The organism is Empedobacter brevis NBRC 14943 = ATCC 43319 (assembly GCF_000382425.1).
Lineage (GTDB): Bacteria > Bacteroidota > Bacteroidia > Flavobacteriales > Weeksellaceae > Empedobacter > Empedobacter brevis.
This window is the reverse complement of sequence record NZ_KB908293.1, coordinates 274833-299359: the sequence shown is the minus strand read 5'-3', so window position 1 is coordinate 299359 and position 24527 is coordinate 274833. Positions and strand designations below refer to the sequence as shown.

At 32.7% G+C, this 24527-nt stretch carries 24 protein-coding genes and 5 tRNA genes; 20 read left to right on the top strand and 9 right to left on the bottom strand.

Annotation, left to right across the window (positions count from 1 at the left end):
* Nucleotides 1-199: 199 nt before the first annotated feature.
* Nucleotides 200-895 (top strand): ABC transporter ATP-binding protein, encoded by a 696-nt coding sequence (locus H277_RS0106710; protein ID WP_019974815.1) that lies wholly within the window; start codon nt 200-202, stop codon nt 893-895.
* 33 nt (nt 896-928) lie between these two features.
* Here the strand turns inward: H277_RS0106710 and H277_RS0106705 are convergent, their stop codons facing one another.
* Complete coding sequence (locus tag H277_RS0106705; RefSeq protein ID WP_019974814.1) at nt 929-1441, bottom strand: thioredoxin family protein; 513 nt, start codon at nt 1439-1441, stop codon at nt 929-931.
* A gap of 61 nt (nt 1442-1502) precedes the next feature.
* Here H277_RS0106705 and H277_RS0106700 point away from each other — a divergent pair, with 61 nt between their 5' ends.
* From H277_RS0106700 to H277_RS0106690, 3 genes are all read left to right on the top strand, one after another.
* Nucleotides 1503-1904, top strand: a complete 402-nt coding sequence (locus H277_RS0106700) for a hypothetical protein (protein ID WP_019974813.1) — start codon at nt 1503-1505, stop codon at nt 1902-1904.
* 82 nt (nt 1905-1986) lie between these two features.
* Nucleotides 1987-3078, top strand: a complete 1092-nt coding sequence (gene ychF / locus H277_RS0106695; RefSeq protein ID WP_019974812.1) for a redox-regulated ATPase YchF — start codon at nt 1987-1989, stop codon at nt 3076-3078.
* 186 nt (nt 3079-3264) lie between these two features.
* Entirely contained in the window at nt 3265-4065 is an 801-nt protein-coding gene (locus H277_RS0106690) for a T9SS-dependent choice-of-anchor J family protein (RefSeq protein ID WP_019974811.1), read from the top strand.
* A 36-nt stretch (nt 4066-4101) separates the two neighbouring features.
* Here H277_RS0106690 and H277_RS0106685 read toward each other — a convergent pair whose 3' ends face one another.
* Nucleotides 4102-5241 carry a methionine aminotransferase gene (locus tag H277_RS0106685; protein ID WP_019974810.1) on the bottom strand — a complete coding sequence of 380 codons (1140 nt, stop codon included), beginning with the start codon at nt 5239-5241 and terminating at the stop codon, nt 4102-4104.
* Between the two features lie 107 nt (nt 5242-5348).
* Here H277_RS0106685 and H277_RS0106680 point away from each other — a divergent pair, with 107 nt between their 5' ends.
* The 4 genes from H277_RS0106680 to H277_RS0106665 are packed head-to-tail and all read left to right on the top strand — an operon-like array spanning nt 5349 to nt 11039.
* Entirely contained in the window at nt 5349-7199 is a 1851-nt protein-coding gene (locus H277_RS0106680) for a DNA topoisomerase IV subunit B (RefSeq protein WP_019974809.1), read from the top strand.
* A gap of 51 nt (nt 7200-7250) precedes the next feature.
* Entirely contained in the window at nt 7251-7757 is a 507-nt protein-coding gene (locus H277_RS0106675; RefSeq protein ID WP_019974808.1) for a hypothetical protein, read from the top strand.
* 4 nt (nt 7758-7761) lie between these two features.
* Nucleotides 7762-10332, top strand: coding sequence for a DNA gyrase/topoisomerase IV subunit A (locus H277_RS0106670; RefSeq protein WP_019974807.1), 2571 nt, complete (start codon nt 7762-7764; stop codon nt 10330-10332).
* Complete coding sequence (locus tag H277_RS0106665) at nt 10332-11039, top strand: rhomboid family intramembrane serine protease (protein ID WP_019974806.1); 708 nt, start codon at nt 10332-10334, stop codon at nt 11037-11039. Before H277_RS0106670 ends, H277_RS0106665 begins: the two co-directional genes overlap by 1 nt.
* Before the next feature lie 77 nt (nt 11040-11116).
* On the opposite strand, the gene H277_RS0106660 is transcribed toward H277_RS0106665, so the two are convergent.
* Entirely contained in the window at nt 11117-11749 is a 633-nt protein-coding gene (locus H277_RS0106660) for a C40 family peptidase (RefSeq protein WP_026357453.1), read from the bottom strand.
* A 218-nt stretch (nt 11750-11967) separates the two neighbouring features.
* Between H277_RS0106660 and H277_RS0106655 the strand changes: the two genes are divergently transcribed.
* The 5 genes from H277_RS0106655 (at nt 11968) to H277_RS0106635 (ending at nt 13000) form a co-directional block, all read left to right on the top strand.
* Nucleotides 11968-12039 (top strand) — tRNA-Glu (locus H277_RS0106655).
* 94 nt (nt 12040-12133) lie between these two features.
* The gene (rpsT, locus tag H277_RS0106650; RefSeq protein ID WP_019974804.1) at nt 12134-12388 is read left to right on the top strand and encodes a 30S ribosomal protein S20; all 255 of its coding nucleotides are present in this window, start codon (nt 12134-12136) and stop codon (nt 12386-12388) included.
* A gap of 11 nt (nt 12389-12399) precedes the next feature.
* Nucleotides 12400-12471: transfer RNA gene (locus tag H277_RS0106645), tRNA-Glu, on the top strand.
* Between the two features lie 287 nt (nt 12472-12758).
* Nucleotides 12759-12830, top strand: a tRNA-Glu gene (locus tag H277_RS0106640).
* Nucleotides 12831-12928: 98 nt separating this feature from the next.
* A tRNA-Glu gene (locus H277_RS0106635) sits at nt 12929-13000 on the top strand.
* Between the two features lie 512 nt (nt 13001-13512).
* Here H277_RS0106635 and H277_RS0106630 read toward each other — a convergent pair.
* Nucleotides 13513-14361, bottom strand: coding sequence for a hypothetical protein (locus H277_RS0106630; RefSeq protein ID WP_019974803.1), 849 nt, complete (start codon nt 14359-14361; stop codon nt 13513-13515).
* Between the two features lie 271 nt (nt 14362-14632).
* Nucleotides 14633-16336, bottom strand: coding sequence for an ABC transporter ATP-binding protein (locus tag H277_RS0106625; RefSeq protein WP_019974802.1), 1704 nt, complete (start codon nt 16334-16336; stop codon nt 14633-14635).
* Nucleotides 16337-16546: 210 nt separating this feature from the next.
* On the opposite strand from H277_RS0106625, the gene H277_RS0106620 reads away from it, so the two are divergent.
* The gene (locus tag H277_RS0106620; RefSeq protein ID WP_019974801.1) at nt 16547-17968 is read left to right on the top strand and encodes a hemolysin family protein; all 1422 of its coding nucleotides are present in this window, start codon (nt 16547-16549) and stop codon (nt 17966-17968) included.
* Nucleotides 17969-18041: 73 nt separating this feature from the next.
* Nucleotides 18042-18395, top strand: a complete 354-nt coding sequence (locus tag H277_RS0106615; RefSeq protein ID WP_019974800.1) for a bleomycin resistance protein — start codon at nt 18042-18044, stop codon at nt 18393-18395.
* Nucleotides 18396-18399: 4 nt separating this feature from the next.
* Here the strand turns inward: H277_RS0106615 and H277_RS0106610 are convergent, their stop codons facing one another.
* Both H277_RS0106610 and H277_RS0106605 read right to left on the bottom strand, forming a co-directional pair.
* A complete protein-coding gene (locus H277_RS0106610) occupies nt 18400-19107 on the bottom strand; it encodes a 3'-5' exonuclease (protein ID WP_019974799.1) in 708 nt (235 codons plus the stop codon).
* A complete protein-coding gene (locus H277_RS0106605; RefSeq protein WP_019974798.1) occupies nt 19082-20287 on the bottom strand; it encodes a serine hydrolase domain-containing protein in 1206 nt (401 codons plus the stop codon). Before H277_RS0106605 ends, H277_RS0106610 begins: the two co-directional genes overlap by 26 nt.
* A gap of 136 nt (nt 20288-20423) precedes the next feature.
* Here H277_RS0106605 and H277_RS0106600 point away from each other — a divergent pair, with 136 nt between their 5' ends.
* From H277_RS0106600 to H277_RS0106590, 3 genes are all read left to right on the top strand, one after another.
* The gene (locus H277_RS0106600; protein ID WP_019974797.1) at nt 20424-21026 is read left to right on the top strand and encodes a superoxide dismutase; all 603 of its coding nucleotides are present in this window, start codon (nt 20424-20426) and stop codon (nt 21024-21026) included.
* 68 nt (nt 21027-21094) lie between these two features.
* Nucleotides 21095-21451, top strand: a complete 357-nt coding sequence (folB, locus tag H277_RS0106595; protein ID WP_019974796.1) for a dihydroneopterin aldolase — start codon at nt 21095-21097, stop codon at nt 21449-21451.
* A 52-nt stretch (nt 21452-21503) separates the two neighbouring features.
* A tRNA-Cys gene (locus H277_RS0106590) sits at nt 21504-21574 on the top strand.
* 331 nt (nt 21575-21905) lie between these two features.
* Here H277_RS0106590 and H277_RS0106585 read toward each other — a convergent pair.
* Both H277_RS0106585 and H277_RS0106580 read right to left on the bottom strand, forming a co-directional pair.
* Nucleotides 21906-22295, bottom strand: a complete 390-nt coding sequence (locus tag H277_RS0106585; RefSeq protein ID WP_019974795.1) for a DUF4296 domain-containing protein — start codon at nt 22293-22295, stop codon at nt 21906-21908.
* Complete coding sequence (locus H277_RS0106580) at nt 22292-23014, bottom strand: polyprenol monophosphomannose synthase (RefSeq protein ID WP_019974794.1); 723 nt, start codon at nt 23012-23014, stop codon at nt 22292-22294. The genes H277_RS0106585 and H277_RS0106580 overlap by 4 nt, the downstream gene beginning before the upstream one ends.
* Nucleotides 23015-23080: 66 nt before the next feature.
* On the opposite strand from H277_RS0106580, the gene H277_RS0106575 reads away from it, so the two are divergent.
* Nucleotides 23081-23755: a DUF4271 domain-containing protein gene (locus H277_RS0106575; protein ID WP_019974793.1), complete on the top strand. Its 675-nt coding sequence runs from the start codon at nt 23081-23083 to the stop codon at nt 23753-23755.
* Between the two features lie 7 nt (nt 23756-23762).
* Complete coding sequence (locus tag H277_RS0106570; protein ID WP_019974792.1) at nt 23763-24512, top strand: uroporphyrinogen-III synthase; 750 nt, start codon at nt 23763-23765, stop codon at nt 24510-24512.
* Nucleotides 24513-24527: the final 15 nt, after the last annotated feature.

Genomic DNA, 24527 nt, shown 5'->3' with positions numbered 1-24527 from the left:
TATCTTAATTATGATGTTACAATCAATTATGACAACGCAGTCCCTGCTCTTCTGGATAATACCCAAAAAAGTAAAAGAAAAATGCGTTAAAATAATTGAATGTTGTCATTCTTGTTCTCGAATTATGGTACAAATCTAAAAAATAAATTTCCAGTTATGCAAATCTTTTTTGCTAATTTTATCGAAATTTTTTCATCAAATGGGAATAATTATTAAAGATTTAGTAAAAAAATACGGTGAACAGTTGGCTTTAAACAACGTTTCATTTTCTATAAATAATGGGGAAGTTGTTGGGTTATTAGGTCCAAACGGAGCAGGAAAATCAACTTTGATGAAAAGTATTACCAATGCTATACATACCGATTCCGGTGAAATTTTGGTGAATGAGTTGAATGTTTCGACACAACCTATTGCGTCAAAAAAAATGATTGGTTTTTTGCAAGAGAATAATCCATTGTATATGGACATGTATGTGAAAGAATATTTAGAATTTGTGACAAATATTCGAAATGTACCTCCCTCTAAAATTGAAGAAGTAATTGAAAAAGTAGGATTAACACCCGAAAAACACAAGAAAATTCATCAATTATCAAAAGGTTATAAACAACGTGTTGGCTTGGCACAAGCCATCATATCTAGTCCGGAAATATTGATTTTGGATGAACCTACAAACGGTCTGGATCCGAATCAAATTATTGAAATAAGAGAGGTTATTCGTGAAATTGGAAAACAAAAAACGGTGATTCTTTCGACGCATATTATGCAGGAGGTCGAAGCACTTTGTTCGCGTGTCATTCTTTTGAATAAAGGAAAGATTGTTGCTGATCAATCAATAGAAGAATTTAAAGGACAATATAAAAGCCTGGAGGAAGCTTTTCATGTTTTGACAAAATAAAAAGTCCGCTCACTGAGCGGACTTTTTATGACTCTATTTCTTTTTTAAAATAAAAACTTCTTTTATTTTTTCAGCATTTACTTTTTCGTTTTGAGAAGTCGTTTCCAATTTAGCAATTAGGTTATTGACTTCCTCTTCCGAAGCCGGACCACCAATGTTTTGCCCATTTACACGGGAATCTTCCAGTACTTTTCCATTCGCATCTAAAATTACCCAAAAAGGCAATCCTTGGTCCTTTCCACCTAATTTTTCGTTAACAATATCACCGCCGGGAGTTTCTAAATTTTTCTTTTCCGCACGTTCCTGTACAGTGATAAAAGTTTTGACATAATTGGCATCAAAATATGATTTTACAGCAGGATCGTCCATGTTTTTTTCCATTTTTTTACACCAACCGCACCATGACGCGTGGAAAATCAAAAAGACATTTTTGTTTTCGACTTTTGCTTGGTTTTGAGCTTTTGTTAATATTTCTGTCGCAGTTTGCGCGTTTACAATTCCCGTTAAGGTAATCATAAAACTAACGATTAAGACTTTTAATTTCATTACAATAAGTATTTAAGTAAATGTAAAAAAATAATTGTATTTTCAATCAAAATTAACACAGATGAAATACTTTTTAGGAATTGGATTTTTGATTTTTCTTACAAGTTGTGCCTCCAATAAGTTGAAAACGATAACAGGAAAATGGCAACAAGAGTTCGTGGATTATAAAGTGAAGAAACTAGATGTTCCTCTTTCACAAAGTGAAGTGATCATGGATATTTCGACGAATCAATCAAAACTGAACATCGAATTTGATTTTCAAGATGGAGATGATAAAGATTTAACAGATTCGGTGATGTTTAATTTTCCTCAACTCAAATTTAGAAAGATCAACCTGGATAAAACATCCAACTATTATGATTTGAATTATGCATCAGCCTGTGATTGTTTTTTAGGAGAAATAAAATCGTATTCCGGTAATGTCTTAACAATAAAATTCAACAGGCTTTCTTCGGTTAAATAAATTTAATGGAAATCATTATCTTTGCACAAATTTATTAGAATATCGTTCTAATCTTCAATCATTAAAAAAAGAGACAACATATATGAAATGTGGAATTGTTGGATTGCCTAATGTTGGTAAATCTACTTTATTTAACTGTTTGTCGAATGCCAAAGCGCAATCGGCGAATTATCCTTTCTGTACAATTGAACCGAATGTAGGAACTGTTTCTGTTCCGGATACTCGATTAAATCAATTGGAAGAAATTGTAAATCCTGAGCGTGTTGTGCCTGCAGTGGTAGAGATTGTAGATATTGCAGGTTTAGTAAAAGGAGCAAGTAAAGGAGAGGGGTTAGGAAATCAATTTTTGGGTAATATTCGTGAATGTAATGCAATTATTCACGTTTTACGTTGTTTCGAAAATGAAAATATTACACACGTTGATGGAACAATTAATCCTATCCGTGATAAAGAAACAATTGATATAGAGTTGCAATTAAAAGATTTGGATACGGTTTCAAAACGTATTGATAAATCGAAGAAAGCAGCAAAAGCAGGAAATAAAGATGAACAAAAGGTAGTAGAAGTTTTAACTGCCGTTACAGCTCATTTAGAAGAGTTGAAAAATGTTCGTGAAATGGAATTGGATGAAAAAGAGCAAGAAATTGTAGATTCTTTGCAATTGATTACGGCAAAACCGGTTCTATATTTATGTAATGTTGATGAGTCTGCTGCAAAAGATGGAAACGAATTTGTCGCACAAGTAAAAGAGGCTGTAAAAGATGAGCATGCTGAAGTCTTGATTTTAGCTGCGCAAATTGAAGCAGATATTAACGAGTTAGAGACTTATGACGAGCGCCAGATTTTCTTGGAGGAATTAGGATTAGAGGAGCCGGGTGTTAATCGTTTGATTCGTTCTGCCTATTCATTATTGGATTTAGAAACATACTTTACTGCAGGTGTTAAAGAGGTCCGTGCTTGGACAATCAAAAAAGGATCAACAGGGCCACAAGCAGCAGGAGTAATTCATACCGATTTTGAGAAAGGATTTATCCGTGCTGAGGTAATTAAATTTGAAGATTTCATTACGTATGGTTCTGAATCTAAATGTCGTGAGGCAGGAAAATTAAATGTAGAAGGAAAAGCATATATCGTACAAGATGGTGATATTATGCATTTCTTATTTAATGTTTAGATAAATAGCTATTCCATATAAAAAAGAGTTCAATCATTTTGATTGAACTCTTTTTTTGTTTTAAAGTATTTAGATTATATACTTAGAGAATTTATTATACTATTAAAATGTAAATGCATCAAGGAAGTGGTTGAAAATTAGTATTAATATCTTTTTTTTATTAAATTCATTGTAAAATTAACACATATGATTAAAAATTTATTTTTTATAGCTTTATTTTTTGTAAGCCTAGAAGGTTTTTCTCAAACCGTTATTTTTAATGAAGATTTCGAATCTAAGGAACGTAGAGATCTTTGGACATTGATTGACAGAGATGGTGATGGTACAAGTTGGGAGTATGACAATTCTCCATTAGATGCTTTTACTGGTTATACGGTAACATCTTGGTCTTGGTTTCTGGAAGCTTTGACTCCTGATAATTTATTAATAAGTCCTGTAATCTCTCTACCAAAGAATTCAGATAAAAAACTAAGCTTGAAATTTGATGTAGGTACGATGGATGATGAAGAATTATTTGAAGAACATTATGCTGTCTATGTTATTCCTGCTAATGTTGAATTTATAGGTTCGGAAGAGGCTGTTTTCGAAGAAACTTTGGATAAAGGTTATGCAACAGAAGCTAAACATATCGATATTGATGTTAGTGAATATGCAGGACAAGATGTGCAATTCATTTTTAGACATTATAATTCTTCGAATGTCATGGTTTTAATTATGGACAATGTTCAGGTTTTAGAAGAAACGAAATTATCTATTTCAGATGTTAACAAATTAAAAGTTGTAGTTTACCAAGATGAAAAAAACGGATTGGTAAAAGTTTCAGGTTTAACAGATGTAAAAAGAATGAAGATTTTCGATGTAACGGGAAAATTTGTAATGGAAGTTCACCAATCAGAAGCCAATATTTCTTCTTTGCCAAAAGGAATTTATATCGTTAATTTTTATACAGGCGATCATGTTGTTTCAAGAAAAATTGTAAAAAAATAAGCGCAAGAAAAAAGAGTTGTAGAAATGCAACTCTTTTTAAACTTTATTCAAATTATCCAATGCGTTTAATAAGGTTTCATCTTTTTTAGCGAAACAAAACCGAATCACATGGTCATCTTTTTTATTGTGATAAAATGCCGAAATCGGGATGGTCGCTACTTTATGTTGTTCAGTCAATTGTTTCGCAAATTCATTGTCTGGCAGATCACTTATTTTAGCATAATTTGCACTGATAAAATACGTTCCTTCACAAGGTAAAACATCAAAACTTGTCGACTTTAAACCATGTATAAAAAAATCTCTTTTTTGCTGGAAAAAATCATTTAGCTGTAAGTAATGTTCAGGGTATTCTAAATAATCGGCAATGGCATATTGGGAAGGAGTGTGTGTAGAAAACGTATTGAATTGATGACATTTTCTAAATTCTTTCATCAATTCCTTTTCAGCTAAAATGTAACCAATTTTCCAGCCGGTAATATGAAACAATTTTCCAAAAGAACCGACGATAAAAATTTTATCTTTCACTGCATTCAGTAGAGCAAAACTATGGTGGGGTTTTCCGTCAAATGTAATGTGTTCGTACACTTCATCCGCCAGTAAATAACAATTGGTGTCTTTTAAAATTTGTTCAAATTGTTTTAAATCATCTTCAGCTAAAATTCGTCCTGTTGGATTATTCGGATTGTTGACGATGATTAGTTTTGTTTTATCCGTTATTTTTTGTTTTAATATTGTAAAATCAATTGAATAATCAGGGTATGTTAATTGAATCGGAACTATTTTTCCGCCAAATAACTCAACTGTTGGTTGATACAAATCGTAAGCAGGTTCAAAAATGATGACTTCATCATTTGGATGAATTAATGTAGAAATGACATTAAAAATGGCTTGGCTTGCACCGCTGGTTATATTAATTTCATGCTGAAAATCGTACTCAGACTGATACAAATGAGAATATTTTTCTGAAAGTAGTACACGTAATTTTTCGACGCCGGACATTGGCGCGTATTGATTGTAATTTTGAGAAGAATAAAAATTTAAACGGTTAATCAATTCAGGATCTGCATCAAAATCAGGAAAACCTTGCGCTAAATTTATTGCTTGATGTTCAGTTGCCAGTTGACTCATTACCGAAAAAATGGTCGTCGAAACATGTGGTAATTTTGATTTAATCATAGCCGTAAATTAGGTTGATTTTACTCAAAATCAAAACAATGAACCTTCATATTTTTATGAATTTTTTTCTTATTTTTGTAAAACTCGTTTAACACTCAACAACTCAAATGTCAGAAATAGATCAACAGGTAAATTATACAGAAGACAATATCAAAACACTTGATTGGCGCGAACATATTCGCATGCGACCAGGGATGTATATTGGGAAGCTGGGAGATGGTTCGTCTCAGGATGATGGGATTTATATTTTGTTGAAAGAGATTGTGGATAACTGTATCGATGAATTTGTAATGGGTGCAGGGAAAACAATCGAAATAAATCTGCGCGAAGATGAAGTGACGGTTCGCGATTATGGTCGTGGTATTCCACTAGGGAAAATGGTAGACGCTGTTTCTAAGATGAATACGGGGGGTAAATACGATTCACAGGCGTTCAAAAAATCAGTTGGACTGAATGGGGTTGGTACCAAAGCAGTGAACGCATTGTCAACTTCTTTTCGGGTGCAATCAATCCGAGATGGAAAAACGCGTATAGCTGAATTTGAGCAAGGAATTTTAAAAGCCCAAGAAGATGAAAAAGAAACTTCTTTGAGAAAAGGAACTAAAATTACATTTGTTCCGGATAAATCAATTTTCTTAAATTTTAAATTCAGAAAAGAATATGTAGACAAAATGTTGAAAAACTATGTTTACTTAAATCCGGGATTAAAAATCATTTTCAATGGAGAAGAATTCTTTTCAAAAGACGGATTAAAAGATTTATTGAAAGATAATATAGAGGAAGAAACGATTTACGACATTATCCATTTGAAAGGAGAGGACATCGAAATTGCGATGACACATAGTTCTAAATCCTATTCGGAAACCTATTATTCTTTTGTGAATGGACAAAATACAACGCAGGGAGGGACACATTTAACAGCTTTTAAAGAGGCAGTAGTGAAAACTGTTCGCGAATTTTATAATAAAAATTATGATCCTGCGGATATTAGAAAATCAATCATTGGTGCAATTTCAATTAAAGTGATTGAACCTGTTTTCGAATCTCAAACAAAAACAAAACTTGGTTCCAACGAAATTGGACCGGGGATGACAACGGTTCGTACGTTTGTAAACGATTTTATCAAAACCAACCTCGATAACTTTTTACATAAAAATACAGAGGTTGCACAAGCTCTGGAACGTAAGATAAAGCAATCTGAAACAGAAAGGAAAGAGCTTTCCGGGATACGAAAATTAGCACGTGATCGTGCGAAAAAAGTGAGTTTACACAATAAGAAGCTGCGTGATTGTCGTCAACATTACAATGATCCAAAAGCTGAATTGCGCTTGGATACTACAATTTTTATTACCGAGGGAGATTCTGCCAGTGGATCGATCACAAAAAGTAGAAGTGTCGAAACGCAAGCGGTATTTAGTTTGAGAGGAAAGCCTTTGAATTCGTATGGTTTAACAAAGAAAATCGTGTACGAAAATGAAGAATTTAACCTTTTGCAGGCGGCTCTAAATATTGAAGAAGGATTGGAGGATTTGCGTTACAATAATGTGGTGATTGCAACTGATGCCGATGTAGACGGGATGCACATTCGTTTATTGATTATTACGTTTTTCTTACAATTTTTTCCGGAATTGATAAAAGAAGGGCATTTGTATATTTTGCAAACACCACTTTTCCGTGTAAGAAACAAAAAGGAGACACGTTATTGTTATTCTGAAGCTGAAAGAATAAAAGCATTGGAAGAAATCAAAAATCCTGAAATTACACGATTCAAAGGATTAGGAGAAATTTCTCCGGACGAGTTTAAGCACTTTATAGGGAAAGATATTCGATTGGAACCGGTTATGATTGGAAAAGATCAAACAATTGATAGTCTTTTAGAATTTTATATGGGAAAAAATACTCCGACAAGACAAGAATTTATTATTAACAATTTGGCGATAGAAGCCATAAAAAACTAATTTATATACCACAAAACTTACTTCCTACCTAACCAAATACCTATTTTAATTATGAAAAAAAATAATAAAAATGTGATTCAGTTATTCAAAGTACTGAATATCGCAATCGTTATTTTAATCATTCTAAACCTTATAATGTATACAGGTGTTTTACCACACAAGTATCATATTGTGTCACCTTATGTTGTAACCATTTTTATTTGTTTGTTAATTTATATTAGTTATAAAAGTGGAAATCAATTTTTTGTAATGGATACAAAAGGTGAAACGATAACTTTTGAGACTAAAAATGTTGGATTTTTATCCTTTATAGATTCAAAAATTAACAAAATAGATTTACCAAAATATAAATTGATCAAGTATGAGTTCCACAATGGCATTCTATCTAAAAATCTTGTTCTTTATATTAATAGTAAGAAGAATCCAAACAATTTAACAAAAGTAAAATTTCGTTTAGCATTTATTTCTAATCGAAATATTAATAGTATTTTGACCGAATTAGACAAAATAGTAAAGTCTAATGATGAGGTCAGGAACAATGTAGAAGTAGCTATATAACATGATGCAAGACAATCAAGAGAGCATCAAGAAGGTTTCTGGTATGTACCAGGAATGGTTTCTTGATTATGCTTCTTATGTAATTTTAGAACGAGCAATTCCGTCTATCTACGATGGATTGAAGCCGGTTCAGCGTAGAATTTTACATTCCATGCGTGAATTGGAAGATGGACGATATAATAAAGTCGCAAATATTGTAGGAAATACAATGAAATATCACCCACATGGTGATATGGCGATTTCCGATGCAATGGTGCAGATTGGTCAAAAAGAATTATTGATCGATATGCAGGGAAACTGGGGGAATGTCTATACTGGTGACCGAGCTGCAGCTTCTCGTTATATTGAAGCGAGATTGACGAAATTTGCTTTAGAAGTTGTTTATAATCCAAAAACTACAAAATGGCAGCCTTCTTACGATGGTCGAAATAAAGAACCAATCGATCTTCCAATTAAGTTTCCGTTGCTTTTGGCACAAGGAGTGGAAGGTATTGCAGTGGGATTGTCTACCAAGATCTTACCACATAATTTTAATGAATTAATCGATGCTTCAATTTTACATCTTAAGGGAAAGAAATTCCAAGTTTTTCCTGATTTTTTAACATCAGGCTTGATTGATGTTTCTGATTATAATGATGGATTACGTGGAGGTAAAGTCCGTATTCGTGCAAAAATTATACAAGAGGATAAAACAACACTTAAAATTACAGAAATTCCTTACGGAACAACAACAGGTTCTTTGATTGATTCGGTTTTGAAAGCCAACGATAAAGGTAAAATCAAAATCAAGAAAATTGAAGACAATACAGCTGCCGAAGTCGAAATCCTGATTCATCTTGTTCCTGGAAGTAGCCCGGATAAAACAATAGATGCGCTGTATGCATTTACAGATTGTGAAATTTCCATTTCGCCAAATGCATGTGTGATTAATGAGCAAACACCTGAGTTTCTAACGGTCTCTGAAATTCTTATTCATAACACAAACAATACCGTTGAGTTGTTGAAAAAAGAGTTGGAAATTGAGTTGGATGAATTACAAGAACAATGGCATTTTTCTTCGTTGGAGCGAATTTTTATCGAAAATAGAATTTACCATGACATTGAAGAAGAAGAAACATGGGAAGGAGTTATTGGGGCTATTGATAAAGGATTGAAACCATATATTTCGCATTTGATTCGTTCAGTTACAGAAGAAGATATAACGCGCTTGACTGAAATACGAATCAAACGTATTTCAAAATTCGATTTGGATAAAGCACAGCAATTTATTGAATCTTTAGAAGAAAAAATCGAAAATGTAAAATATCATTTAGCTAATTTGATTGATTATGCAATTGATTATTTTAAAAATTTAAAAACGAAATACGGAAAAGACAAGGAGCGTAAAACTGAAATCAGAACATTTGATACAATTGATGCGACAAAAGTTGCCGTTGCAAATACTCGTTTTTATGTAGATAGAACCGAAGGTTTTATTGGAACCTCATTGAAAAAAGACGAATATTTATTTGAGTGTTCAGATATTGATGATATTGTTGTATTCAAACAGGATGGTTCGATGATTGTAACGAAAGTTGATGCAAAAACTTTTGTGGGAAAAGGAATTATTCATGTCGGAATTTGGCATAAAAACGATAAACGCACCATTTATAATTTAATTTACCGTGATGGGAAAAATGGACCGGCTTATCAAAAAAGATTTGCAGTTACAGGGATTACACGTGATAAAGCGTACGATTTGACGGCAGGAAATAAAGGCTCGGAAGTGTTGTATTTTTCTGCGAATCCTAACGGTGAAGCAGAAGTCGTTTCAATCATCTTGAAAACACACCAGCGCATTAAAAAACTGAAATTTGATATTAATTTTGCAGATTTAGCGATTAAAGGACGCGCATCGAAAGGGAATTTAGTTACAAAGTATCCGATTAAAAAAGTAGAATTGAAAGAAGAAGGTGTTTCGACTTTGGCACCTCGTCAAATTTGGTTTGATACGGATACAAAACGTTTAAACGCTGATGGATTGGGTATTTTACTTGGTTCTTTCAAAGGAGATGATAAGATTTTAACAATTAATAAAAAAGGAGAAGCTAAATTAGTTTCGTTCGATTTAAGTAATCGTTTTGATGAAGATTTAGAAATTATTGAGAAATGGAAACCGAACAAACCGATTTCTTGTGTGTATTTTGATGCAGAAAAAGACCGTTATTTTGTCAAACGATTTACCTTAGAAGATACTTTTTCACCTCAAATTTTTTATTCTTTGGAAGATAATAAGTCTTCAATCAAAGTGGTTTCGACGGATTATTTACCTGTTATCGAATTGGTTTTTCCAAAAGTGAAAGGAATAGAAAAAGAATCAGAAGTCATTAATTTAGAAGAATTTATTGCAGTTAAAGGAATTAAAGCGCAAGGAAATCAGTTGACAGCATATAAACTGAAGCAAATTAATGTTTTAACGCCACTTCCATTTGAAGAACCTGAAGAAGAGGAAGAGATGATGGAAGAAGAGCAACAACCAACGTTGTTTGATACAATTGAAGAGAGTAATAATCAAGAAAAAAATATAGAGGAATAATGGGAGGAATCTCACTTGTAGCATTGGCCGTAATTGGACTAAATGTTTTGGTAAGTTGGAAAGGATTTAATGATTATACTTTTTTTGATAAGTATAAATTTCAGGTTGGATCAATCACACATCATAAAGAATACTACAGAATTTTAAGTTCGGGTTTTTTACATGTAGATTTCACACACTTGTTATTTAATATGTTAACCTTGTACTTTTTTGCGAACCCTGTTATTGGATTCTTTGCCAGTCCTGAAGGATTTTTATTTGGTGATTTTTCCAATGCTAAATTAAATATTGGCTACGGCATGTTCTTGTTGATATTTTTAGCGGCTGTTGTCGGTGGAAATCTTTTGTCGTTGTTGATTCACAAAAAAGAAAATTGGTATTCTGCTGTAGGAGCTTCAGGAGGGGTGACAGGAATTTTATTTGCAGCAATTGCAGCATTTCCGGAGATGGAGTTGAGATTGTTTTTTGCCATTCCTATTCCGGCATGGATTTTTGCCATTCTATATTTAGGATATTCGGTTTATGGAATGAAAACGAATCTGGGTAATATAGGACATTCAGCCCATTTAGGAGGAGCAATTGTCGGGATGTTATCTGCGGTAATATTTTATCCAACCATTTTACAAATTAACACCTATTATATTTTAGGAATGATACTTCCGTTAGTGGTTTTATTTGTAATGATTTTGAAAGAACATCGAAAATAACTAGGAATAAATTGTATAAAAAAAGCTTCAAATTTAATTTGAAGCTTTTTTTATGATAATGAAATGATTATATCGAATTATAATACTCTTTTAACGTATAAGAATTTTGGTCCCCAGTATCTGTCGTTTAAGGAAGAAACAATTACACCTTGGGAAGTAGATGAATGGATAAACTCTAATACACCATCTTTATTTCTTCCGTGTACAATTCCGACATGTGAAACTCTACCACGACCTCTTGTTGCAAAGAAAACTAAATCCCCTTCTTTTGCTTCAGCGGTACTAACCGTAAATCCTTCTCTTGCCTGATCTGCTGATACGCGAGGTAAATTTTTATTGAAAGTTTCGAAAACATTTCTAACAAAGGCAGAACAATCAATTCCATTTCTTGTTGTGCCTCCGTATCGGTATGGAGTACCAATATATGTTTCAGCTTCTTTTAATAAAAATCCAGAAAACAATTCGTTCGTCTCTTCTAAAACACTGTTTAATACAACCATAGATTTCGCTTCGTCGTTAATTTCTATTGGTGTAACATCCAAATTGGCATGCTTGTTGATTATTTTAGCTTGAGCTTCTACAGCTCTTGGTTTCAGAATGAAACTTCTCGAAGAATATTCTGTAGCTTCATTCACAGGGGTCAAAGATGAACACGATGTGATAAACATCGTACAAACCACTGCAGCTACACCTAATATTGATGCCTTCATATGTTGAGTTTTCGTTGTATAATTTTTTAATAGCACCGCTAAAGTAATTGTTAAAAATATAACTCATTATATATAAGAGTTGTTTTGACAAAAAATTAACTTCCTTAACATTTTTTAACATAAATATTTTCAAAAAAACTTTTAAATAAATTTGGAAGTAAAAAAAATAGTTCTACATTTGCACTCGCTTTTCACAAGAAGTGTTTAAGCCGTCATGCGGCCCATTCGTCTAGTGGTTAGGACATCAGGTTTTCATCCTGGAAACAGGAGTTCGATTCTCCTATGGGCTACATAAAAGTGTTTTAGAAAATTATTAAATTAATTTGGCGAGATAGAATTTTTGTTTATATCTTTGCCGAACTAAAATAGAAAGAGATTTAAGTTATGGCAAATCATAAGTCAGCATTAAAAAGAATTAGACAATCAGCGGTAAGACGCGATCGCAATAAATACTATCACAAATCAGCTCGTACAGCGATTAAAGCTTTAAGAACTGAAACGGATAAAAATGAAGCAGAAACTGTTTTTCCAAAAGTTTCTTCAATGATTGATAAGTTAGCAAAAAGAAACATTATTCACAAGAATAAAGCTTCAAACTTAAAATCAAAGTTAGCGAAACATATCGCGGGATTAGCTTAAAAAAATAAAGTGGTCCCTTCGTCTATCGGTTAGGACACTAGATTTTCATTCTAGAAAGAGGGGTTCGATTCCCCTAGGGACTACAAATTAATAGATGGATTGCATTATTGCAATCTTTTTTTTCCTTGTTCATAGTTGTTGATGTTTTATTAAACAACCAGTAGAATACTGTGTAAAGGAAATTGTTTTTTGTGTTTTGTTTGTAAAGGTTAATCATATTGTTTAGATGATTAATCGGGAATGAAAATGTCGCTGTATAATTCAACTTGGTTCAAATTATTAGAATTATACATCGACTTTTCTACACATCCCAACACAAATTGACGTTCATTAAAAAAGAATATTCGAATTAGTTAATTCATATTAAAGTGGTCCCTTCGTCTATCGGTTAGGACACTAGATTTTCATTCTAGAAAGAGGGGTTCGATTCCCCTAGGGACTACAAATTTGACTTAACTTTTTTAAAAAATAAATTTTTTCGAAAATTGTTTGGTAATAAAAAATAAACGTTTATTTTTGCACCACAATAATACGAAAGGAGGTCCCTTCGTCTATCGGTTAGGACACTAGATTTTCATTCTAGAAAGAGGGGTTCGATTCCCCTAGGGACTACAAAAAAGCATCCAATTTTGGATGCTTTTTTTATTTTAGATGGTTCCATTATTTTTCTGATAAAATAGTTGGTTTAAAGGTTGGGTTACCTTTACGATTAAATTTTAATTTACTTCATTCGCTTTTCCTTGATTAGATATCGGTAAGTATTCGATAAAGTATAAGTCAGGCATAAGAAGTGTTTGACTAATTTCACTTTTATTTATTAATGCGAATGATGATCAAAAAAATTAAAAGAGTGATTATTTCATTTGCTTCGGAATTCTATTAATTGAATAAGTAATAAACTTCATATTAATACGCAATTATTTTTTTGTGTCAAGAATTTTGAAGGGTTTAAAAGCTATTAGTTATCGTAATTAATCACGAGTAAATGTTTATTTGAAGATTAAATAATATTTCTCGTCAAATAAAAAAGCTCGGATTATTTATCCAAGCTTTTAATCTTATTATACTTTATGATACCATCATTCCTATTTTTAAAGTATATAAGTTATAGGTAAATTTTATTTTTACTCTGATAAATATGTAATAATCATCGTACTTACGTTCTCTCGTCTGTAATTCAATGTTTCAACATTACAAGTAAAACCGTTTGAAGAGTTTTCTGGAGTAATAAAACGCGTTCCGGCTGACATTTTTTGTCCTTCTGTAAGATAGATAACACCTTTCGCTGTTAAAATTTCTGGGTGTCTAACGCCATTAAAGGTTCCGCTGGCATTTAATTTTTGATTTAAAAAACTAAAACTGGCATTGCCGGAAGTAAAGTTTTCTTGGTTTCCAACAGAAGCGCCAAGTCTTAACATTACCTGCCCGGGTTCAGCATTTACACCATTATTATTAGAGGTTGTTCTATTGTTTACTAATCCTAAATTTAAGTCTATTTGATAATACCCTGTTTTTGGAGCCGTGAATACTCCTGTTGTTGTATTAAAAATAGTTGCAGATGGGTTAACAGAGCTATATACGATGCGGTTATATATGACTCTACGAATGTTTGCTCCTAAGTCTCCGCTTAGACAAGTTGTACCTGCATCTGTAGAAGGGCTTAAACTTACGACTAGGTTCAAAGCAAGCTGCTTTGGGGGTGTAGAAAATAAGTTTCCTTGGTTGTCTAAATATATCTCCCTGTCACTAGAAGTGACATCAGATATATTTTTTTTAATTTCTCCTTCAACTTTTAATGCAGAACTCTGAACATTGGTTTCTGTATTTTTGAGATGGAACATAGCTTGTGGAGATTGAGTGTTTATGCCTACTTGTGCGTATGTTGAAGAGGATAAAGCTAGTATAAATGTTAAAAGATTAATTTCTTTAAACTTCAATAAAAATGCATTACAAAAGTTATTTTTTGTTTTCATTAGTTTAATTTTTGATTTAGGTGATAAAATGGTAGTTTTATTTAGTGGAAGATGGTAGTTTTTAGTAAAAAGAATTGATTTTTATTATTAATCTGTTTAATTTTACAAGAATGGTGCCAAGTAGAAAATGTTATATGGCATACGAATTATTGCGTTGTTTGCTGAGTATATAAAATACTTTATTTTGAATATTTCAAATGATACTATGATCAAAAAAAAGCGTTTGAGGAAATAAACCTCAAACGCTTTTATAACTTTTTATGCAATCATTTTATAACTTCGGGATAGCTGCGATCAATTCTTTCGTATAGTTTGTTGTAGGATGTGTATATACTTTATCAGCATCATCCAATTCTTTCATCTCTCCATGTTGCATAACCAGCAATTGATCGCTCATGTACTTTACAACTGCCAAATCGTGAGAAATAAAAATATACGTAAAACCAAATTCTGTTTTTAAATCATTTAATAAATTCAACACCTGTGCTTGTACCGAGACATCTAAAGCAGAAACGGATTCATCACAAATGATAAATTTCGGATTAAGCGCTAATGCTCGTGCAATTCCGATGCGTTGGCGTTGACCACCTGAAAATTCATGTGGATACTTATTCAAGTCTTGTTCGGATAGACCAACTTTTTGTAAAAGAGAAGAAGCTGTTTGCAGTCGCTCTGTTCTATGAAGACCGATTTTATGAACTTGCATAGGCTCGGTAATAATTTGCGCAACTGTTTGACGAGGGTTTAAACTTGAGTAAGGATCTTGAAAAATAATCTGAATTTCTCGCCTTAATTTTCTAATTTCTTCCTTTTTAAGTTTTGTAATGTCAACTCCATTGAAATAGATTTCACCTTCTGTTGGTTTTTCTAATAATAAGACTGTTCTACTTAATGTCGTTTTTCCGGAGCCGGATTCTCCAACCAATCCCATGGTTTCTCCAGGATATACTTTAAAAGAAATATCATCAACCGCTTTTACATTCGGAATTTTAGCATTCCCAAATAGAGTAGAAGGATAAAAATATTTCTTCAGGTTTTTAACTTCTAAAATAGGAGGATTGGCATAAATCTTTTCGTGAAAATTTTCACGTTCACTTTCCGTATACGTTTCTGTTTTAAATTCAGGATTTTCTAAAAAATCTTTTACTGTAGGCAAGCGCTTTGCGCGTTCCTCCAATCGAGGACGACAAGCGATTAATCCTTTTGTATAATTTTCTTTTGGATGATGAAAAATGGTTTCGACATTACCTTGTTCTACAACATTACCACGAAACATGACTAAAACTTCTTCGCATACATTTGAAATCACTCCCAAATCATGCGAAATAAATAACATACTCATGTTATTTATCTCTTGTAATTCCTTTAATAAATCTAATGTTGCTTTTTGTACTGTTACATCCAAAGCTGTTGTCGGTTCATCAGCAATCAATAATTTAGGCTCGCATGAAATTGCCATTGCAATCATTACACGTTGTTTTTGTCCTCCAGATAATTCGTGTGGATAAGCTTTATAGATGCGTTCTGGATTAGGTAACTTCACTTGTTGAAACAGGTGAAGAACTTTGTTCTTCGCTTCTTCTTTTGATACATTTTGATGCAAACGAATAGCTTCTTCCACTTGTTCTCCACAACGTAAGCTCGGATTAAGTGAGGTCATAGGTTCTTGAAAAATCATCCCTATCTCATTTCCTCTTATTTTTTCTAATTCTTTAGGTGAAAATTGTAGCAAGTCGATCATTTCACCATTTTGAGCAAAAAGAATTTCGCTTTCAGGATGAATAGTTGCTGCCGGAGATAACAATCCCATAATTGCCAATGAAGTTAAAGATTTTCCAGAGCCTGATTCTCCAACGATTCCCAAGGTATCACCTTGTTCCACTTTGAAATTAATATTATTCAAAACTTGTTTGTTTCCAAAGGAAATCGATAAATTTTTGACCTCAATGATATAATGTAAATCTTGCTTTTGCATTGCAATCAGTTGCTTAGTAAATGAAGTGGAAATTTAGTGATTTTTTTGTCATTTTTTCATATCTACAAATTCTAAGATTTTGTATTTATAAATTTTGTAGTTTTGCTACGAATCAAAGCGTTGCGATTTTTAATTTTTTTTATTAATTTAGATGTATTGATTTACTGACTTATAAAAACTTATCACAAGTCAGTTTTTTAAATTCGAAGAATGGATACATACTCCCAGATTTCGACATTGTTTTTAGTTGCTAATCACAATGTCACCGATGAAATTTCTATAGCAAAACTTTTGCTTACAATTTTCCTTGTTTTATTAAATGGTTTTTTCGTTGCGGCTGAGTTTGCAATTGTAAAAGTACGTTCGTCTCAAATTGAAGTTAATCAGGATATTAATGAAAGAACTTCTAACGCTGCAAAGCGAATTGTTACACATTTAGATTCTTATCTTGCAGCGACACAATTAGGGATTACTTTAGCTTCACTTGGTTTGGGTTGGGTAGGAGAGAGTTCTCTGACGCCGGTTATTGTGAAATTATTTGAAGTTTTAGGTTTAACATCACCATCTTGGACGACAATTGCACATAATGTTGCATTTCCGGCAGCTTTTGTGATCATTACAATTTTACACATTGTTTTTGGTGAATTAGCACCGAAATCTATTGCAATTCAGTATCCGACAAAAACAACTTTTACGGTTGCTTGGCCACTTCGCGCATTTTATTTTGTGTTCAAACCACTTATTGTATTAATGAATGGATTGGCAAATGTGATACTTCGAGCGGTTGGAATTCACCCTATTCATGGAGGTGAAATTCATACTGAAGAAGAGTTGAAAATGATTATTTCTGAAAGTACTGAAGGAGGAGCAATTGAAGAATCAGAGAGAAATTTGATTCAGAATGTTTTTGAATTTGATGACCGTCGAGTGATGAATATTCAAACATTACGTAAAAATGTTTCTGCCATTAATATTAATACATCTGTTAAAGATGCGTTGGATTATGCGATCAATGAAGGATATTCGCGTTACCCGGTTTACGAAGAAGAATTTGATAATATTAAAGGGATTATTTACGCAAAAGATTTAATCAAACAATTGTTAGAAAATCCTAATCAGACTGAGATTGAAGGTTTATTGCGCGAACCAATCTTTATTTCAGAGAATGCATTGATTAAAAATGTAATGAAACAATTTCAGAAAAAGCATATGCAGATTGCTATCGTAACGAATGAAGTTGGAGAAGTTGCCGGAATTGTATCGATGGAAGATATTCTGGAAGAATTGGTAGGAGAAATTCAGGATGAATATGATAATGAAGATCCTATTGTTTCTCGTGTATCGGAAGGAGTTTATAATGTCAATGCACATAATGCGATAAGTGATATTAATCGTTTGGTTCCGTTTCGATTTGAGGAAAGCGAACATTATGATACTTTGGCCGGATTGATTTCGGAATGTTATCCCGATAAAGAATTGGCAGAAGGAGATTTGGTTGACTTAGAAGAATACACAGGTACAATTATAAAAATGTACCGAAATTCGGTAGAGCAAGTTCAATTGAAAGTAAAAGAAGAATTGATTGAAAACTTTCGCGATGAACCAGATTCGGCAGAAGACGATGAAAATTAATCTTTAAAATAGAGAGATAAAAAGATCCGCTTATTAGGCGGATTTTTTTATTTTTAATGCAAATTCGTGTAGTATGTTCTTAGAAATTCATCCCAAACTTCCTATGAGAAGTAAAGAAATTACATTTAAATATTATGTTGACCACTTAGGGTTTGTCCCATTTTTAAATGATTTGGAAGATTATTTTATGGTGAGAAAAGATGGAATAGAAATTCATTTTTTCAAGTTTGAAGAGTTGGTTCCGGAAGAAAATTATGGACAAGTTTATATCCGTGTTGCTGACATTGAATTGCTTTACGAAACATTTGTAAAAAATAAAATCCAAATTCATCCCAATGGAAAGTTGCAAGTAAAACCGTGGGGACAAATAGAATTTTCTATTCTTGACCCGGATCATAATCTACTTACTTTCGGGCAAGCTGTATAAAATATTATAAGTCTTCTTTTCTATGCAAAGGCTCATCGTACCTCATTTTTCTGAAAACGTTGATTAAGGTAACAACATCTTTTTCGCAGTAATCTTTGATGCGTTCAATATTATTTTCGTCATAATATACGCGCGCAACTTGTGAACCATCGATATCATCCTTTGGTGTAGGTATTTCGAATACATTCGCTAATAAATCCAGTGAAGTGAAATTTTTGTAATCGCCGAACTTCCATAATTCCATGGTATCTAAATGCTGTACTTCCCATGGTTTTTTTCCGAACAATTGTAGAATTGCGGGAATTTCGATCTGATGAATCATCATTCGTCGGGCAATGTAGGGGAAATCGAATTCTTTACCGTTGTGTGCGCATAAAAGATGATCAGGTTTGAAAAAATTCTCAATAAGCATGGCGTTAAAATCCTCGAGCAGTTTTTTTTCATCATGTCCATAAAAACTTTTGATGTGTATAAAAGAATCTTTCACGACAATTCCGACTGAGATACAAACGATTTTTCCGAATTCAGCCATTATTCCGGCGCGTTCGTGATAAAATTCTTCAGGAGAAACCTCATCATGGTTACGTTGAAAAACAGTTTTCTTTTCCCATAAAGCTTTTGTTCTCTCTGATAGAAGATTCCAATCATCGGTTTGTGGAACCGTTTCGATGTCTAAAAACAATATTTTAGTGTAAGGAATTCGTTGTATCATTTTCTTTTACTTTTTCATTAATACGCATTGCTTCGTCAACCAATCTGTAAACATCTCCGTCAGCAATCGGACGATTGTTTGGTTGGTCATGATGTGTTTTACCTGTTCTTACTATAACCAATTTCTCTGAAGGAACCACAATGACACGCTGACCTAAATGTCCAAGCATTGTATAAAAGGGTGTTTTATAATCATAATCCATCCAAACAGAATAGCCATAAATCTTTGGCTCATTCGGATTGAATGCTTTTGTATTTGGAAGAACCATTTTTTGAACAAAAGTCGACGCTAAGATTTGTTTTCCGTACCAATTTCCATTATTCAGTAATAATTGTCCCAGCTTTGCAAAATCTCTTGCTGTTGCATTGAAGCAGCAATAGGTTTTTTCCATTCCTTTTGGGTTATCTTTCGACCATTGTGCGTCCAATTCCATGCCCATTGGCTGCCAGAATTCTTCTTGAAAGTATTGTGATAATGATTTGTTTTTTAAAGCGCGTTCAATCACAATTCCTAATAATTGTGTATCACTTGATTGGTATTTGAAATGTCCTCCGGGTTGAGCAACAAATTTTCTGTTCAGCATTTGTTTTACAATATCATCACCGTAATATGCTTTAGCAGTAGGATTAAGAGGGAAATAGTAATCTTCGTCCCAGTCATAACCGGAAGTCATGGCAGATAAATCGCCTACAGTACATTGAGTGCCGAATTTATCATCATTAAATTCAGGAATAAAATCGGTAATCTTTTGATCTAAACTTTTGATGTATCCTTGTTCAATAGCTTTTCCTAGCAGCATGGTTGTAAATGTTTTTGCCATTGAAAAAGAATTTGTGAGATCATTCTGAGCGTAACCGTTAAAATAATACTCACTCAATAGTTGATTATCTTTGATGATGACAAATCCGGCTGTTCCGAAATCTTTCATCTCTTTTTCGAAATTAGCTGACAATGGAAATTGATTGTAATCTAAATGTTGAAGCCAAACACGTGGAGAACTTGCTAAAATTATATTATTATCAAAATCTTTATAATCATCAATGTTTGCTGTTTTTTCACCTTTCATATAGGTTAATTTTACACCACGAAAAATGTAATCATTGCCTGTTGCATAAAGGGTTAGAATTAAAATGCAAATAATAATAATGAACCATTTTATTATTTTCCAAAGTATTTTCATTTTAAAAATTTAAAATCTTTTACTAAAATAAGCTTTTACTATTAAATAATGTTAAAATTCTATCGTTTCGGAATTATATTTGTTGAGTTATTGTATATCTTTATACAAATAAAATTAAATCTAAAAAATTAATATTATGGCTTTCGAATTAGCAAAATTACCTTATGCATTTGATGCATTAGAACCTCATATTGACGCAAAAACAATGGAAATCCACCATGATAAACACCATGCTGCGTATACAAATAACCTGAATGCTGCAATTGAAGGAACTGATTTAGCAAATGCAACAATCGAAGAAATTTTAGCAAAAGGAACAGATAAACCGGCTGTTCGTAACAATGGAGGTGGTTTCTATAACCACAATTTATTTTGGGAAATTTTAACTCCGGGAGGAAGCAACCAGCCAACTGCAGAAGTTGCAGAGGCGATTGATGCTGCTTTTGGATCTTTTGAAGCGTTTAAAGATGAGTTTTCTAAAGCTGCGGCAACACGTTTTGGTTCTGGATGGGCTTGGTTAATTGTAAAAGATGGTAAATTAGTTGTGACATCAACACCAAACCAAGATTCTACATTAATGCCGGTTGCTGATGTACAAGGATTCCCAATTTTAGGATTAGATGTTTGGGAACATGCTTATTACTTAAATTACCAAAACCGTCGTCCTGATTACATTGAAGCTTTCTTTAGTGTAATTAACTGGGATAAAGTAGCAGAAAGATTTGCATCTGCAAAATAAGAAGGTTAAAAAATTAAACTATAGAAGACTTGTGTAGAAATACACAAGTCTTTTTTTATCTTTGATGCATGGGAATAATTATCTTAGAAAATATAAAAATCTATTCAAATCATGGTTGTTTAGATGAAGAAGCACGTATAGGATCTGATTATCTGGTTGATTTGGAAGCGCATGCTGATTTTTCAGAAGCGTGCCATTCGGACGAATTAGTTGATGCCTTGGATTATGTTTCGTTGAATAAAATTGTAAAAGAGGAGGTTGGTATTCGTTCAAAATTATTAGAACATGTATGTAAAAGAGTCTTAGATCGTATAGGACAGGAACTTACAAATGTTACGTATGCAAAAGTGAAATTATCTAAGCTGAATCCTCCTATTGGCGGGCATGTAGAAAAAGTGAGTATAATTTTAGAAAAAAGCTATTAAAGTTTTTTTTTCTGAAATTATTGCTATATTTGCAATCCAAAAGAACGGGAATGGTTCCTTGACCGAGAGGCTAGGTAGCGGTCTGCAAAACCGTCCACAGCGGTTCGAATCCGCTAGGAACCTCAAAGCTCTAATCAATTTGATTAGAGCTTTTTTTATATAGTAATTTTTCAATAAAACCAGAATACTCTTGTAAAGGTTATTTTTTTATTCCTTTAGAGAAATCGCCTTGCTCTTATTATTTAAATTAATGGTAAGTGTATGTAAATAAACGAATTAATTTGATTTCAATTCTGTGTCAGATAGTACTTTTGATAAGGATTAAATATTGGTTTAATATAAACAAAAAGTCTCACAATCAGTATTGAGAAGCTTTTGAAAGTGTAAAATTCAAGTTGTACGTTAAAATATTTATTTATAAAAAAAACGCAAGTCGATTGAGACTTGCGTTTTTTTAATTTTTATTCATTTCGAGGGAATTTTTCTGATTCTTTTGACGCTCTTTTTCTTCCTCTGATAATTTATCTTCAAGATTTTTTTTCACTTTATCTAACATCTTCTTGAAGCTTTCGGGCTGCATCATGTAGTATTTATAACTCTCTTCAAAAGTGTGAAACGTTACATCATAAGATTTCATAATGTCTACAGCATCTTTGGCCAAAAGTAAACTCTGATCTTCATTTTGAACAGGAAACATTTGTAAACCTTGCTGACTGATCGTTAAATCAGTTATAATTTCGATCATATCCGATTTACTGATAAGATCCTCGGGTTTTTCATAATTTTTAGGTGTACAACTAAAAATGGCGGAAAACAAAACGATTGTTACATACACATATTTCATAATTGACCGAATATATTTCTTAATCGTAACGAAATTACACCAAAAACAGCTTCCCCAATAATATCAGAGCTAATTTTTGATTCGCCTAAAGTTCTATCTGTAAAAATAATAGGAACTTCTTTCAGTTTGAATTTCTTGATCCATGATTTGTATTTCATTTCGATCTGAAATCCATACCCTTTGAACTTAATTTTATCTAAATCTAAAGTCTTTAAAACAGCGGAACGGTAACCAACAAATCCGGCAGTTGCATCGTGTACAGGCAGACGTGTAATAATGCGTACATATTTTGAAGCAAAATAAGATAACAAAACTCTGTTCATGGGCCAGTTCACGACATTTACACCGTTAGAATAGCGCGAACCAATAGCTACATCGGCACCATCAGCTAAAGCATCGTACAAACGGGGTAAATCATTAGGATTATGGGAGAAGTCAGCATCCATTTCAAAAATATAATCGTAATGATTCGCCAAAGCCCATTTAAAACCATGTACATATGCACGTCCCAAGCCATCCTTCACTGTTCGAATTTCCAAATGCAAACGTCCTTGAAATTGAGGAATCAATTGCTGTACAATAGCATTGGTTCCGTCAGGAGAACTGTCATCAACAATCAACACATTAAAATCTCCGTCAACAGCTAAAGCTGCACGAATAATGGCTTCTATGTTTTCTTTTTCGTTGTAGGTCGGGATGATCACTAATTTGTCCGACATAAATATAATTTTGTGGGCATAAAGATAGTTATAAGATTGTTAGTGTTTTGTATTTTTGGAAAAATTATGAAAACAAACGATTTAATCTCGATAGGAAAAAATACACTTGGCAATGATACGGTGCTTATTGCTCTCACAGTGTGTTTATTATTGGTTTGTGCAGCCAAGTACCTGTTTGCAAAAAATTTTAAGACACTCGATAATAAAACCGAATACATGAGTTTTACAGATGATAATACGACGCTGTTTAGTTTTATTGTCAATGCTGTGACAGTTTTGTTGATTAGTCTATTGTTGGTTTCTTACTTTGACATCAATTATAATCATGTTCCTAATTTTAAGTTTTATTATCTGTCGCGTGTGGGAATTACGTTCGGAGTGATAAGTATTATTATGCTTTTCAGGCTGTTGATAGAAGTGACATTTTACCGTGTTTTTTACGAATCGAGCTCCGTCTCATATTTTATGAAAAGTTCGAGTTTTGTAAATGCGAAGAATGTTTTACTCTTATTAGTTATTTGTTTTTTATTTTTTTATACACAAATTAACAAAGATTATTTGATGATTGTTGGTTTTATTTTGTTGTTTTTGAATAGAATATTTGAAATTTATAATATTTATGCCAAACAAATAAGTGACCATAAATCGATTTGGTATTATAATATTTTGTACCTTTGCACCCTAGAAATTTTACCTATAATGGTTTTAGCAAAGCTATTAATTGTAGGTAAAGTAATCTAAAATTACTATGAAAGTTAAATCAATATTAGTATCACAACCTAAGCCTCAGGCAGAAAACTCGCCATACTACGAGATTGAAAAAAGAAATAAAATCAAAATTGATTTTAGACCATTTATCCAAGTTGTTGGGATAGACGCTAAAGAAGTTAGACAACAAAAGATTGATTTTAGTAAAGTGACTGCTGTTATTTTTACAAGCAGAAACGCGATTGATCATTTTTTTCGTTTAGCTGAAGAAATGCGATTTACTGTTCCTGATTCAATGAAATATTTTTGTGAATCTGAAGCGATTGCTTTCTATTTGCAAAAGTATATTGTGTACAGAAAACGTAAAATCTACATTGGAGAAAAAGTTTTTGCCGACATGGTGCCTTTATTCAAGAAGCACAAAGATGAAAACTTTTTATTACCGGCATCTGATGTTTTAAAACCAAATGTTCCTACGTTGTTAGATAGTTTAGGATTAACTTGGCAAAAAGCAACTTTGTTTAGAACTGTATCAAGTGATTTATCAGATTTATCTGATGTAAAATATGATATTCTCGTTTTCTTTACACCTTCCGGAATTAAATCATTATTTGAAAATTTCCCGGATTTTGTACAAGAAAATACAAGGATTGCGGTTTTCGGAAAATCAACAGTTGATCAAGCAAAAGAGATGGGATTACGTGTAGATATTGAGGTGCCAACACCACAGACGCCGTCAATGACAATGGCATTAGACAAATACGTTAAAGAAGCAAATAAATCAAAATAATATTCGCTCTTACCC

Bases quoted from the DNA above. Each gene is read 5' to 3' on its own strand.
- folB (WP_019974796.1), top strand. From the start codon at position 21,095: ATGGGAATAATTATCTTAGAAAATATAAAAATCTATTCAAATCATGGT.
- H277_RS0106625 (WP_019974802.1), bottom strand. From the start codon at position 16,336: ATGCAAAAGCAAGATTTACATTATATCATTGAGGTCAAAAATTTATCG.
- H277_RS0106680 (WP_019974809.1), top strand. From the start codon at position 5,349: ATGTCAGAAATAGATCAACAGGTAAATTATACAGAAGACAATATCAAA.
- H277_RS0106700 (WP_019974813.1), top strand. From the start codon at position 1,503: ATGAAATACTTTTTAGGAATTGGATTTTTGATTTTTCTTACAAGTTGT.
- H277_RS0106685 (WP_019974810.1), bottom strand. From the start codon at position 5,241: ATGATTAAATCAAAATTACCACATGTTTCGACGACCATTTTTTCGGTA.
- H277_RS0106620 (WP_019974801.1), top strand. From the start codon at position 16,547: ATGGATACATACTCCCAGATTTCGACATTGTTTTTAGTTGCTAATCAC.
- H277_RS0106605 (WP_019974798.1), bottom strand. From the start codon at position 20,287: ATGAAAATACTTTGGAAAATAATAAAATGGTTCATTATTATTATTTGC.
- H277_RS0106675 (WP_019974808.1), top strand. From the start codon at position 7,251: ATGAAAAAAAATAATAAAAATGTGATTCAGTTATTCAAAGTACTGAAT.
- H277_RS0106690 (WP_019974811.1), top strand. From the start codon at position 3,265: ATGATTAAAAATTTATTTTTTATAGCTTTATTTTTTGTAAGCCTAGAA.
- H277_RS0106665 (WP_019974806.1), top strand. From the start codon at position 10,332: ATGGGAGGAATCTCACTTGTAGCATTGGCCGTAATTGGACTAAATGTT.
- ychF (WP_019974812.1), top strand. From the start codon at position 1,987: ATGAAATGTGGAATTGTTGGATTGCCTAATGTTGGTAAATCTACTTTA.
- H277_RS0106580 (WP_019974794.1), bottom strand. From the start codon at position 23,014: ATGTCGGACAAATTAGTGATCATCCCGACCTACAACGAAAAAGAAAAC.
- H277_RS0106630 (WP_019974803.1), bottom strand. From the start codon at position 14,361: ATGAAAACAAAAAATAACTTTTGTAATGCATTTTTATTGAAGTTTAAA.
- rpsT (WP_019974804.1), top strand. From the start codon at position 12,134: ATGGCAAATCATAAGTCAGCATTAAAAAGAATTAGACAATCAGCGGTA.
- H277_RS0106710 (WP_019974815.1), top strand. From the start codon at position 200: ATGGGAATAATTATTAAAGATTTAGTAAAAAAATACGGTGAACAGTTG.
- H277_RS0106615 (WP_019974800.1), top strand. From the start codon at position 18,042: ATGTTCTTAGAAATTCATCCCAAACTTCCTATGAGAAGTAAAGAAATT.
- H277_RS0106570 (WP_019974792.1), top strand. From the start codon at position 23,763: ATGAAAGTTAAATCAATATTAGTATCACAACCTAAGCCTCAGGCAGAA.
- H277_RS0106585 (WP_019974795.1), bottom strand. From the start codon at position 22,295: ATGAAATATGTGTATGTAACAATCGTTTTGTTTTCCGCCATTTTTAGT.
- H277_RS0106660 (WP_026357453.1), bottom strand. From the start codon at position 11,749: ATGAAGGCATCAATATTAGGTGTAGCTGCAGTGGTTTGTACGATGTTT.
- H277_RS0106600 (WP_019974797.1), top strand. From the start codon at position 20,424: ATGGCTTTCGAATTAGCAAAATTACCTTATGCATTTGATGCATTAGAA.
- H277_RS0106705 (WP_019974814.1), bottom strand. From the start codon at position 1,441: ATGAAATTAAAAGTCTTAATCGTTAGTTTTATGATTACCTTAACGGGA.
- H277_RS0106670 (WP_019974807.1), top strand. From the start codon at position 7,762: ATGCAAGACAATCAAGAGAGCATCAAGAAGGTTTCTGGTATGTACCAG.
- H277_RS0106575 (WP_019974793.1), top strand. From the start codon at position 23,081: ATGAAAACAAACGATTTAATCTCGATAGGAAAAAATACACTTGGCAAT.
- H277_RS0106610 (WP_019974799.1), bottom strand. From the start codon at position 19,107: ATGATACAACGAATTCCTTACACTAAAATATTGTTTTTAGACATCGAA.